Here is an 11,952-nt window from a genome sequence, read left to right as displayed (position 1 = left end):
CGCACCGTGGGGCATGACCGGCCGGCTTCGGTCGGGCACGACCGAGCGGCTGCTAACGTCCCGGGCGCCAACTGTCCCGGGCGCAACTGAGCCGGGCGGATCGGATCGCCCGGCTCGTCAGCCCCGTCCCGGCCCGGTGCGCGTCAGTCCGCCGTGTTGACCATCGAGGCCGCCGCGTACGTCAGGTAGTCCCACAGCTGCTTCTCGTGCTCGGGCGCCAGCCCCAGCTCGTCCAGCGCCACCCGCATATGAGCCAGCCAGGCGTCATGGGCCGCCCGGTCCACCCGGAACGGAGCGTGCCGCATCCGCAGCCTCGGGTGGCCCCGGTGGTCGCTGTAGGTGCGCGGGCCGCCCCAGTACTGCATCAGGAACAGGGCGAAACGCTCCTCGGCCGGGCCGAGGTCCTCCTCCGGATACATCGGCCGCAGCAGCTCGTCGCCCGCCACTCCCTCGTAGAAGCGGTGGACCAGGCGCCGGAAGGTCTCCTCGCCGCCGACCTGCTCGTAAAAGGTCTGCTCCTGAAGCGTGTCGCGCGGAATCTCTGTCACCCGTCCATGGTCGCAGACGCGGCGGCCGAGGTCAGGGGTCCTAGGACCAATGGCCGGGAACCCCGCCACGAGCCGTGTCCGGTCGGGTGCGGTCGCCTCGGCGGCCCCACCGCAGGACAGTGGAGACATGGGCGCACACCGGGAAGTCCCCGCCGGGACCGGATCCGGCTCCGACCCCGAGGCCGACGAGGCGCGGCACACCCTCGTACGGAACATCGTCGCGCGGGGCGGGCTCGCCGACCCCGCCTGGCGGGCCGCCTTCGAGGAGGTGGAGCGCCATCTGTTCGTGCCGTACTACTACGTGCACGGCATCGGCGGCTACGAGCGGCTCTGGGGCGAGGACCCCGACCCCGTACGGCGCCGGCGCTGGCTGCGCGGTGTGTACGGCGACGAGGCGCTGGCCACCCGGATGCGGGACGGCGAGCTGGTCTCGTCCTCCAGCCAGCCCTCGCTGATGGCCCTGATGCTGGAGGCGCTGGAGATACGGGACGGGCACACCGTCCTGGAGATCGGCACCGGCCCCGGCTACAACGCGGCGCTGCTCTCCCACCGGCTCGGCGACGCGGCGGTGACCACCGTCGATCTGGACCCGGAGATCACGGATTCGGCCCGCGCCCATCTCGCCGCCGCCGGGTACCGCCCCACGGTCGTCACCGGCGACGGGGCCCGGGGCTGCAGGCAGCGGGCCCCGTACGACCGGATCATCGCGACCTGCACGCTCCCCTCCGTACCGCCCGCCTGGCCGGAACAGTGCACCCCGGGCGCGTTGATCCTGGCCCCGGTCGCCACCGGGATCGTCCTGCTGGAGGTCCGCGCGACGGCGTACGGGCCGCGCGCCGAGGGGCACTTCCTGCACACCCCGGCGTACTTCGTGCCCCTGCGTGGCGCCTCACCGCTGCCGGAACCGATCGCGCGCCCCGGCGGAGTGCCGAGGCGCGCGATCGGGGACGAGCTCTTCCGGTTCCTGCTGACCCTGACGGCGGGCCGCCTCGATCCGCACGAGGCCCTCTCCCTCTGGGAGCGCGAGGGGCGCCCGGAGCGGGAGAGGTACGGCGTCACGGTCGCGGACGGCCGGCAGTGGGCCTGGCTGGACGACCCGGAGGGGCCGTACACCTGGCCCCTGGGCGACAGGCCCTAGGGTGTGTCCGGCGGATCAGGGCCGGTTGGGCCGCACCAGGCGTCGCGGGCCCGGTCACGATCCGCCGGACACACCCTGGTCCCGGCGGATCGTGATCGTCGTCCAGGCTCCGACGTGCACCTGGTCGCCGTCCTGGAGGGGGACGGGGACATACGGCTGTATCGGGTCCTCGGCGCCGTTGAGCGTGGTGCCGTTCGTGGACTTCTGGTCGACCACGGACCAGCTGCCGTCGGGCTGCTGCACGAGCACCGCGTGCTGGTGGGAGACGCCGGGGTCCTCCGGCGGCACCGACAGGTCGATGTCCGGGGACTCACCCGTGCTGTGCCGACGGCGGCCGATGGTGACCTGGCTCCCGGTGAGCGGCATGCGCTGCTCGGGGGAGTACGCGGGCAGGTTCAGCCCGCTCGCCTCCGGGCCGCTGCGCTGCATCATCGCGAGGAAGTACTCCCGGTCCGGCGCTATGACGGCGGTCCAGGTGGTGGGCGCGGCCTGCTGCGGCTGGCCCTGGCCCTGGCCCTGTCCTTGACCCTGCGCCTGTCCCTGGCCGTAGCCGTCGTTGCCGCCGTAGGACGGGGGCTGGTTCCGGTCGGGGCTTCCGCCCTGGTACGGGTCCTGCTGCTGGAACCCCTGCGGGGGCTGGGGCACATGAGGCGGCTGGGGTGCCTGGGCCTGGGAGGGCGGCGAGAGGACCCAGTCGTCCTCACCGCCACCGTGCGGCGGCCGCTGCTGCGCAGGCTGTTGCGGCTGTTGCTGCTGCCGGGGCGGTGCGAAGGGGGAGGGCGCCGACTGCTGGGGCTCGAACGGCGAAGGGGCTTGCTGCGGCTCGAAGGGCGAGGGGGCCTGCTGCTGGTGTCCGGGCGGCGGGCCCTGCTGGAAGACCGGCGGGGGCGGCGGGCCCTGCTGGAACGCCTGCGGCGGGGGACCGCCCTGGCCACCGGGGCCGCCCGGACCGCCCTGGCCACCGGGTCCGGGGCCGGACGGACCGCTCTGGCTACCCGGACCACCCGGGTAGCCGGGGCCCGTGGAGCCGGTGCGCTCGTCCTGGCCGTCGCGGTCGCTCTGCCCGTCGTAGCCCGGCTGCCCGCCATGTCCCTGTCGGCCGTCGTACCCCGGCTGCCCGCCGTGGTCGGGCCGACCGTCGTAATCCGGCCGACCGTCGTACTCCCGCTGCCCGCCGTGCGGGCCCCGGCCGTCGTCGCCGGTCCGCTCCGGGGCGAGCGGTTCGGCGGGGCGGTTCAGCTGTGAGGGACGCGAGCCCTGGAACTCGTACGGGTCCTGTTGCTGCGGCGCACCGCCGGGACCGCCCTGGGCGCCCTGGCCGGACGGCGGGCCCTGCTGGGCCAGGAAGCCGGGCGGCAGGTTCAGACCGGGCGGCGGGCCGCCGGGTGCACCGGAGCCGCCGGGCGTGCTGTGGCGCGGGGCCAGCGGTGTGTACGAGGTCGCCGTGCTGGTGATGAAGTTCCAGCGGCACTCCTCGCAGAACGGCGCCATCGCCTCGCGCGGCGTACGGCACTGCGGGCACAGCTCCGCCTGCATCGTCGGAGGGCCGCCGTCGTTGCCGACAGGCGGGTAGCCGTAGCCGGGTGCGGGGGGCGGCGGAGGGGGCGGGGGCACGGCGCCGGCGGGGGCGCCCGTTCCGGTCATGCGGTGTCCGCAGACCTCGCACCAGTCCTCGGAACCCGACTGGTGTCCGTTCGGGCAGGTCGGCATGTCGGCGCTTCCCCCTCTCCTCGTCCGGCCCCGGGGCCGTCATGCTGTCGATCGTGGCTTCGTGTACCGGCGAAGACGTGGTACCGCTGACGTGCTACTTCTTGACGCGGACCGTCTTGGTGGAGCGCGTTTCGAGGGTCATCTCGTCCGCCTCCGCGACCTTCGCCTTCAGTCGCACAGTACCGGTCGCCGCATCGACCACGTCGACCACCTTCGAAAGCAGTTTCGCAGTCTCCTCGTTCCCGGAAGCCGACGCCAGCTGCACCGCCCGGCCCAGCTTCGCCGTCGCCCCGTCGAAGTCGCCGGACTTGCGCGCATCCAGCCCCTGTTGGATGACTTGTGCCAGTTCCGCCTGGCCCGTGTAGTGCGCGACCTGCGGATTGATCGAGGTCGAGGCCACCATGTCGTCCGTCCACACCGCCCGTACGAGCCCCTGCGAGAGCACCTGCGGAGCCGCCGCGCCCGTGGGGTCGGGCAGGATCAGCGAGGCCCGGGCCGCCAGCATCTCCCGGCCGATCCCGGCCTCCGGGACCCGAACGCAGACGTGGTAGTCGCGGGACTCGTCGCCCCAGGACCCGGTCGGATAGTCCCCGGCGCGCGGGCCGGCCTCGGTGCGCCGGCCGGTCAGGTCCTCGACCGTGGGCGCCACCTGCTTCACGAACCGGATCTCCACCCCGACAGGCGTCCAGAGCCGCAGCGCCACGTCCGCGACCTCCTTGCCCATCGCGTTCTCCATCATCCGCGTGAAGTCGGCGGCCAGGTGCGAGGGGTCCGCGACGATGTCGGCGGTGCCGAGCAGCGCGGAGGCCACCGAGGTGACCTCCTTCACCTCCCAGTCGGTGCCGACGCCCCGGGCGTCGCAGGTGAAGCGGCCCGCGCAGGCGTCCAGCGTGGCCCGCAGATCCTCCGGGGCCTCGTGCTCGTTGCGGCCGTCGGTCAGCAGGATGCCGTGCCGGATGTCGGCGTCGGCCGCGCCCAGCAGCCGGTCGGCCAGCCGCAGCCAGCTGCCGATCGCCGTCCCGCCGCCCGCGCTCAGCCTCCGCAGCGCCTCCTTGGCCTGCGCCTTCGTTGTCGCGTCGGCCACCGCGAGCCGTCCGTTGCCCGGGTAGACGTCCCTGGCCACATGCGTACCGGCGACCACCGCGAACCGTGTGCCCTCGCGCAGGGTGTCGACGGCCGCCGCCGTCGCGTCGCGCGCGTTGCGCATCTTCGTCGGCGGATAGTCCATCGAACCGGAGCAGTCGACCATCAGCACCACCGCCGCGTCCGCCGCCCGCCCCGGCGCGAACGCCGCCGAGGGCGCGGTCCCCGGCAGCGGGACGCCACCGGTCGTGCCGCCCCCGGTCGAGGTGACGGTGACGATCGCGTTGACCTCGCGGCCGCCCTCCGGCAGGAACTCGTTCTGGTACACCTCGACGGAGAATCGCGGCACGCTCGACTTGGAGAAGTTGGCCATCCGGTCTGTCCCCCTACTAGTGGCTCGCCCGGCCCGGTGGTTCACACGGCGGTGCCGGCCGGTCCCGGACTCGATCCTGCCCCCTGCGGCTGCACGGCGAACGGCAGCAGCGCCACTGTTACGTTGTCGTGGCCCCCGCCGTCGAGCGCGTGCCCGACGAGCACCTGGGCGCCCCGCAGCGGGCTCCGGTGCGCCTCCGGAGGCACGGCCGCGGCCATCTCCTCGGCGGATTCCGCGTAGTTCCACAGGCCGTCCGTGCAGACCACGACCAGGCCGGGGCGGTCCGGCTTGAACGCGGCGGTGTGCGGCTCCAGTTCGTAGGAGTCGGCGCCGAGCCAGCCGGTGATGGCGTGGGCGCGCTCGTCCGCGTACGCCTCCGCCTCGTTCATCAGACCCGCCGCCACCATCTGGGCCGCCCAGGAGTCGTCCTCGGTGAGCCGGGCGGGCGGGCCGCTCCGGTCGTCCGGCACCCAGTAGACCCGGCTGTCCCCGACCCAGCCGACGACCAGGAGCCCGCCCGCCACGATCGCGCCGACCAGGGTGCAGGCGGGGGCGTTCTGCCGCCGGTGGGCCTCGGGCTCCGCCGCCCCGGACGGCTCCTCGGCCAGGGAGTTGACGGCCTCGGCCGCGGCGACGATCGCCTCGTGCATAGCCTGCTGCGGGTGCGTGCCGCGCGGCAGGGACTCCAGCAGCGCCTCGTTGGCGGCGCCGGCGGCGGCGGCCGACGCCTCGTCGGGCCGGCTCGCGGAGGAGACACCGTCGCAGACGATCGCGATGACGGCGGGCGAACCGTCCGGCAGCGCGGTGGAGGAGACCGCGAAGGAGTCCTCGTTACGGTGGTGGCGCAGGCCCCGGTCGCTGACGGCGGCCACCGAGCCGAGTTCCTGCTCCACGTGGTCGCGCTCACGCGGCTGGGCGTGCCCGCAGTTCTCGCAGTACCCGTCGGGGTCGACCCGGCCGGACCGGCAGGCCACGCAGACCTTCGTCCCGGTGGCGGGCGGTGACGGGGCGGGCTCCGCCGCACGGGGGTCGGGCGCGGGCAGCGTGAAGTCATCCGGGACGTCCGGGGTTTCGGAGGCTCCGGGGGCGGGTGCGGAGGTGTCGGGCGGGCCGGCCCTGTCGGCGGCGGAGGCCTCGGGGGCGGTGGTGGCCGCCGGGCTCGGCGGTGCCGTCCGGGGGGCCTGGGACACGGGGGGAGTCGTCGGCAACAGGTTGCCGCCCGAGTCCGTGCCGGGCAGGTCCGTCGCCCGGTGCGTGGGCGCGGGCACATCGGAGCTGTCCGCCTCCGCCGCGGCGGGCCACTCCACGGCGACCTGCGCACCCGGCGCCACGCCGACCGGCAGCGTCGGCCGGTCGTCGGGGCGGGACGGCACGGCCGAGAGGTCGTAACCGCACGCGCCGCAGAACAGGTCGCCGGACGCCGGCGGTTCCTCGCAGCCGGGGCATCGCGCCAGGGCGGGCTGCTGGTGGCTCTCTGACATCTTCACACCCACGTCCGGGGGCGGAAACGGTTGGCCCGCTCCACCAGTTCGATCCTCTCCTCGCCCCGCTGCGCGAGCCGGGCGAGCATGCGGTACGAGCGCTCCAGGCCCAACCGCAGTCCCCGCTCGTCCAGTTCGGCACCGAGCAGCTTCCGGGTCTCCGGAGGCCCGGCCGCCGATCCGCCCGGCGGCGGGGCGCCGGGACTACCGGAGAGTACCCAGTCCAGGGCCTTGCCCAGTACCTCGGTCGTCAACTGCTCGCGGCGCACCGGGTCCAGACCGAACCCGGTCAGCGCCGCCACCTGCGCACCGGCCGCCGTCAGGTCGGCCGTCAGCGGCTCGGCCGCGTCCCGCTCGCGCAGCCGGGCCCGGACGGTGGCGACCCGGGCCGCCGTGTAGTGGATCGACGCCTCCGGCACCGACTCCAGGGTCCGCGCCGCGGCCGCCCGGTCCCCGGCCGCGATCTGCACCCGGGCCAGGCCGAACGCCGCGCTGACGAACCCCGGGTCGGTCGCCCACACGAGGCGGTAGTACTCGGCGGCGTTGTCCAGCTGGCCCAGCACCTCCGCGCAGATCCCGAGCGCCAGCTTGGGCGCGGGCTCCCCGGGGAACGCGTCGTACACCGCGTCGAAGGAGAGCGCCGCGACCTCGTGATCACCGGTCACCAGCGAGGTGACGCCCCGATACCAGACGACCCGCCAGTCGTCCGGGTGCCGGGCCTCCAGGGCGGCCGACGCGGCAGCGGCGGCGTCCTGTTCACGCAGCTCCAGCCGGGCCCGCAGCTCCCGCAGCCGGGTCTCCAAGGAGGCCGCGGGCACCGCTTCCAGGGCCGCGATCAGCTCGGCGGGCGCGGAGGCCATCAGCCCGGCGAGGAACCCCGCGTTCGGGTCGTTCGCGTCGACCCGGGGGACCGGCAGCGCCAGAGCGGTCGCCGGCGCGTCGAACGGGGCCAGCCGGACACCCCCGGCCGCCGCCCCGAAGGGGCCGTACGGGGTGGCGGGCCCGGGGCGGGCGGGGCCGGATCCGGCCTCCCGGTGCGCTGTCGGTACGGGGGAGGGCGCGGGGTGTGCGTGGGCGGCCGGACCGCCGCCCCGCGACTCGCCCGGTGCACCGGTACCTCGCGGGCCGCCGTGCGCGCCCTCCCGGACGTCTCCGGCTCGCGGACCGCCGTACGGGCTTGCCTGCGGGCCGGTGCCCTGCGCCCCCGGGGACGGACCTCCCCGCGAACCCGCGTGCGAGCCGCCCTGCGGGCCGGTGCCCTGCGCCCCGCCCCGTACATGCGTCGCCGTCGCCGTCAGCGGTGCCGCCCCCGGGCCGCCGCGCCCTGCGCCCGCTCCGGGCGGCTGCCCGCCCACCGGCAGCGCACCCGCCACCGCCGACGTCACGGCCCCCGGAGCCACCGGGCCGCCCGACGCCGAACCACCCTGCCCCGGTGCGCCGCCGCCCTGCGCCGGGATCCCCGGCAACGACCCCGCCCCCGAGCCCGCCGCGCCGCCCTTCGAACCGCCGCCGCGCCTGCCGAAGAGTCCGCCGCGTCCCGGGGCCGTCGGGCGGGCGCCCAGCCGGGAGACGTCGTCCACCTGCTCGGCGAACAACTCCGTGTCCGTCACCCGCAGTTCCGCGCCGAACAGTGTTGACAGCGCCGGCCTCGGACGCCCGCTCTGGAGCGCCACGACCTCGCGCAGCACCCCCGTCAGCTGCTCGGCCATCTCCGACGCGGAGGCGAACCGGCGGCCCGGGTCCGGGTCGGTGGCCCGGACCAGCAGGCGGTAGAACGACTCGTAGGCACGGAACACCTCGACGGTGTCCGGGTCGGGCAGGGAGTCCACGTAGACGTTCGTGTACCCCTGGAAGTCGAAGGTGAGGACCGCCAGCGTCCGTGCCACCGTGTACAGGTCGGAGGCGACGGACGGGCCGACCTCCGCCACCTCGGGGGCCTGGTAGCCGACGGTGCCGTAGATGGCGGACTCGTCGTCGTCCATGCGGCGGACCGCGCCCATGTCGATCAGCTTGAGCTGGTCCTCGGTCTGGATCGCGTTGTCGACCTTGAAGTCGCAGTAGAGCAGGTTGCGGCTGTGCAGATGGCCGAGCGCCTCCAGCGCCTCGATCCCGTACGCGCAGGCCTGCTCGACCGGGAGCGGATCGCGCCTCCCCGAGGGGGTGCGGCGCTGGTTGGCGATCTCCTTGAGCGCCTTGCCGCCGACGTACTCCATGACGATGTACCCGTCGAGCGAACCGGTCCGCTGGTCCAGGTGCTCCACGAAGTTGTAGATGCGGACGATGTTGGAGTGCTCGATCTCGGCGAGGAAGCGGCGCTCGGAGATGGCCGCCGCCATCGCGTCCTGGTCGCCGGTGTCCAGCAGCCCCTTGAGGACCACCCAGCGGTCCGAGACGGCCCGGTCCACCGCGAGGTAGACCCAGCCGAGCCCGCCGTGCGCCAGGCAGCCGGCCACCTCGTACTGGCCGTGCACGATGTCGCCGCCGGTCAGCTTCGGCACGAAGGAGTACGGGTGGCCGCACTTGGTGCAGAACCCCTCCGTGCGGCCCGGCCGCTCACCCCGCGAACGGCCCACCGGGGCCCCGCAGTCCGAACGCGAGCAGAACCGCTTGCGCTCGGGCACCTCCGGGTTCTCCATCACCGCCGTCCGCGGGTCGGGCCGGGGCACGCCCGGGACCTCCACCAGCCCCACGCCGAGCCGCCCCCGGGCGGAGGAGGCGGCCGACGCGCCCGAGGAGCGCACCGAGACCGAACGCGAGGCGGCGGAGCCGGAGAGCGAGCGCGACAGCCGCCCCGACACCGAGCGCCGCGAGGACGACGAACGGGACGAGGAGCGTGAGGACGCCCTGGAGGACGAGCGCTGCGAGGAGCTGTCCCGGCCCGCCGCCCTGCCCCCGCCCGCGATCCCGGTGGGCGGTGAGGAGACCATGCCCGTCGGCGAGACGACCGGGGCCAGACCGCAGGTGTCGCAGTACAGCTCACCGCCGCCCATGTCCTCGTAGGCGCCCTCGCACTCCGGGCGCTGGCACTGCGTACTCATCGTGTCTCCCCCCGGTCACCCCGCCGGTCCTCGGGCTCCGCGGACCCCGTCGGTCCCCCGGATCCCTCCGGTGGCCTCGGCGTCAGCAGTTCGGCGGCCGCCTGCTGGTAGCGCAGCACGTTCTGCTCGGCCACCCGCAGATCGCACGGCGCGCTCCACAGCATCCGGCGCGCCGCGTCGTACCGCTCGATCAGCAGCGGGTCCTCCGCCAGACCGTGCCGGGCCACCTTCGCCTTGTACGCGTCCAGCCGGCCGCGCAGCTCCGCGCGGATCGCCAGCGGGGCCGTCACCGAGGTCAGCGACTCGCGGGCGCGCAGCAACTCGTCCTCCGCCTCCTGCTCCAGCGCCTCCAGGAGCGGGGAGAGCCGGTGCCACTGGGCGCGCCTGCGGTACTCGGCGGCGGCGGCCAGCCGCTCCTGGAGGGCCGTCGGCGGTCCGCTGACGGCGGGCACCTCGGAAGCGGCGATCTTGGCCAGCACCTCGCCGCGCGCCGCCCGTGCCTCGGTCAGCGTGCGGTCGGCCCGCGAGAGCACGTCCCGCAGCCGCATCAGCCGCGCCTCGGCGTCCTGCCGCACCGCGAGCACCGCCTCGATCTCCCGCCGTACGTCCTCCAGGGCACGGGCGGCCCGGTCGTAGCGGGAGGTGTCCGGGCGGCCGCCGCCGGGCGCGGCGCTGCCGGGACCGGGCAGCCAGAACGCCAGCGGGTCGGAGATCACCTGCACCCGCAGTGTGGCCAGCTCCTCGGTGATCTCCTCCAGGTCGTCCCCGGCGGGGTGCTCACCGGGGCGCACACCGACCGAGTGGGCCAGCGAACGGGTGCGGTGCAGCTCGGCGGCGAGCAGGTCGATCCGGGCGGGCAGCGCCGACCAGACGGAATCCGACGCGACGACCATGTCCAGCGACCTCGCGTACAGCTCGTTCATCCGGGCGACCAGCTCCTGGAGCGAGAACCGCTCCGAGAGCCGGGCCGGGACGGCGGCCGAAGGAGGCGGCGCCGCATCGGGGTTGGCGACCGTGACCGCCTCGCCGCGCAGCAGCTCGGTGAGGGCGGCCAGGTCCTCCCGGCTGGGGTGGCGGCGGCGGGCCCGTATGTCCCTGGCCTCCTCCAACGCACCCGCGTAGGCGTCGAAGTACCCCCACAGCAGGGTGATCGAGCGCTCGGTCGCGGCCCACCGCTCCCGGGTGACGCCGGACAGCTCGGCCCCCTCCAGCAGCCGGCGTCCGGCGTGGTCCTGAAGGGCGAGGAGCGAGGTCTCGATGGCCTCGTGCTCCGCGCCGAGCCGGGCCAGCGCACGGTCCGCCTCCTCCCGGTCCATCGCCGGGCCGGGGGGCCTCCCCGCGAAGCCGGGGAAGGATCCCGCGACGCTCATCGATCACCTCTCCGCTCTCGCCGTCGGGCCTGTGGGCCGGACGGGGGTCAAGTTGCTCCGGTACGTACGTGTCCACTCCGGCACGCGCCCCCTCGGGTGCTGACGCGCTCCGGCGCCTCGGGGTCACTCGCTGCGGTACTTCGGGGCAGGCGGGGCCGATATGCCGGGCAGTCCGGCCGCCAGCCACTTGCGGTACGACACCATCCAGGCGCTGTCCTTGCCGCCCGCCCGGTAGTCGACGAGGACCTTGTTGACCCGGGCCACCAGGTCGTCGGCCCCCTTCTTGGCCGCCACGCCGTAGTACTCGGTGGTGAACGGGCCCGCACCCTTGAGGGCCACCGCCGGGTCCTGCGCGGCCTGCCCCGCGCCCAGGGCGTTGTCGGTGAGGACGGCGTCGACCTCACCGAGCTGGAGCCGGACCAGGCAGTCCAGTTGGTTGGGGACGGTCAGCCGGTCCGGGTCCTTCTCCGTGCCGTCGAACTCGTCCTTGAATATGGCCCCGTACGACTTCTTCTCCAGCGCCTCGTACGCGGTGGTGCCCTCGCCGGAGCAGACCCGCATCCCCTTCAGCGACTCGTCGTACCCCGTGATGGGGGAGTCCTTGGGGGCCAGGATCTGCTGGCCGGTCTCGAAATAGGCGGTGGAGAAGGAGACCTGCTCCAGCCGCTTGCAGTTGATGGTCATCGTCCGCACGATGACGTCGACCCGGTCCCGCTCCAGGGCGGCGATGCGCTGGTTGGTGGGGATGGCCCGGAAGATCACCGCGTCCGGGTCGCCCAGGATGTCCTTGGCGAGCGCCCGCACGAGGTCGATGTCGAACCCCTCCAGCTCGCCGCTGTACGGGTTGCGGTAACCCCAGCGGTAGCTGTTCTGGTCGACGCCCGCGACCAGCTTCCCGCGCTCCTTGATCTTCGCGATGCCCGGTCCGTCCGCCGACGAGGGCGGCAGGCTCGCCTCCGGCTCGGCGCACGCCTCGGCCCGCACCGGCAGGGTGGCCGTGGTGGACCCGCCCCTCGTGCCGCCCGCCCCCGTCGTGCCCGGGGTGTCCGCCCCGGCGGTCCGCCCGCCGTGCTGCGAGAGCGGCAGCAGGGTCAGCGCGGCGGTGGTCACGCAGGCCACCGCCATCGCCGTCACCCCGCCCCAGCCGCGCAGCCGGACCCGCGGGGTGCGGCGCCGTGCCCCTGTCCTCGCCCTGGTCATCGCTGCCCCTC

Annotated in this window: 9 protein-coding genes; 2 read left to right on the top strand and 7 right to left on the bottom strand. The window is 74.8% G+C overall.

The window, feature by feature from the left end:
• Positions 1-143: 143 nt before the first annotated feature.
• Positions 144-548 (bottom strand): globin, encoded by a 405-nt coding sequence (locus tag ACQ9ZG_RS10190; RefSeq protein WP_018487225.1) that lies wholly within the window; start codon positions 546-548, stop codon positions 144-146.
• A 127-nt stretch (positions 549-675) separates the two neighbouring features.
• Between ACQ9ZG_RS10190 and ACQ9ZG_RS10185 the strand changes: the two genes are divergently transcribed.
• Positions 676-1,686 carry a methyltransferase domain-containing protein gene (locus tag ACQ9ZG_RS10185; protein WP_109914007.1) on the top strand — a complete coding sequence of 337 codons (1,011 nt, stop codon included), beginning with the start codon at positions 676-678 and terminating at the stop codon, positions 1,684-1,686.
• Between the two features lie 54 nt (positions 1,687-1,740).
• Here the strand turns inward: ACQ9ZG_RS10185 and ACQ9ZG_RS10180 are convergent, their stop codons facing one another.
• The 4 genes from ACQ9ZG_RS10180 to ACQ9ZG_RS10165 all read right to left on the bottom strand — a co-directional run bounded on the left by ACQ9ZG_RS10180 (position 1,741) and on the right by ACQ9ZG_RS10165 (position 9,014).
• A complete protein-coding gene (locus ACQ9ZG_RS10180) occupies positions 1,741-3,396 on the bottom strand; it encodes an FHA domain-containing protein (RefSeq protein WP_499280325.1) in 1,656 nt (551 codons plus the stop codon).
• 94 nt (positions 3,397-3,490) lie between these two features.
• Positions 3,491-4,852 (bottom strand): vWA domain-containing protein, encoded by a 1,362-nt coding sequence (locus ACQ9ZG_RS10175; RefSeq protein WP_499280323.1) that lies wholly within the window; start codon positions 4,850-4,852, stop codon positions 3,491-3,493.
• Between the two features lie 41 nt (positions 4,853-4,893).
• Positions 4,894-6,333, bottom strand: a complete 1,440-nt coding sequence (locus tag ACQ9ZG_RS10170) for a protein phosphatase 2C domain-containing protein (RefSeq protein ID WP_499280321.1) — start codon at positions 6,331-6,333, stop codon at positions 4,894-4,896.
• Positions 6,334-6,335: 2 nt separating this feature from the next.
• A complete protein-coding gene (locus ACQ9ZG_RS10165) occupies positions 6,336-9,014 on the bottom strand; it encodes a serine/threonine-protein kinase (protein WP_499281588.1) in 2,679 nt (892 codons plus the stop codon).
• Between ACQ9ZG_RS10165 and ACQ9ZG_RS10160 the strand changes: the two genes are divergently transcribed.
• Positions 8,941-9,333 (top strand): hypothetical protein, encoded by a 393-nt coding sequence (locus tag ACQ9ZG_RS10160; RefSeq protein ID WP_499281661.1) that lies wholly within the window; start codon positions 8,941-8,943, stop codon positions 9,331-9,333. The two genes, ACQ9ZG_RS10165 and ACQ9ZG_RS10160, sit on opposite strands and share 74 nt — an antisense overlap.
• A 34-nt stretch (positions 9,334-9,367) precedes the next feature.
• Here the strand turns inward: ACQ9ZG_RS10160 and ACQ9ZG_RS10155 are convergent, their stop codons facing one another.
• Together ACQ9ZG_RS10155 and ACQ9ZG_RS10150 are read right to left on the bottom strand one after the other, a co-directional pair.
• Complete coding sequence (locus ACQ9ZG_RS10155; protein WP_109916824.1) at positions 9,368-10,741, bottom strand: coiled-coil domain-containing protein; 1,374 nt, start codon at positions 10,739-10,741, stop codon at positions 9,368-9,370.
• Positions 10,742-10,864: 123 nt separating this feature from the next.
• A complete protein-coding gene (locus ACQ9ZG_RS10150; RefSeq protein ID WP_499280318.1) occupies positions 10,865-11,941 on the bottom strand; it encodes a glutamate ABC transporter substrate-binding protein in 1,077 nt (358 codons plus the stop codon).
• Positions 11,942-11,952 lie beyond the last annotated feature (11 nt).

It is taken from the genome of Streptomyces araujoniae (genome assembly GCF_050871195.1).
In the GTDB taxonomy this organism is placed as follows: Bacteria; Actinomycetota; Actinomycetes; order Streptomycetales; family Streptomycetaceae; genus Streptomyces; species Streptomyces bacillaris.
The sequence above is the reverse complement of the archived record's forward strand: the minus strand, read 5'-3'. Positions and strand labels throughout refer to the sequence as shown.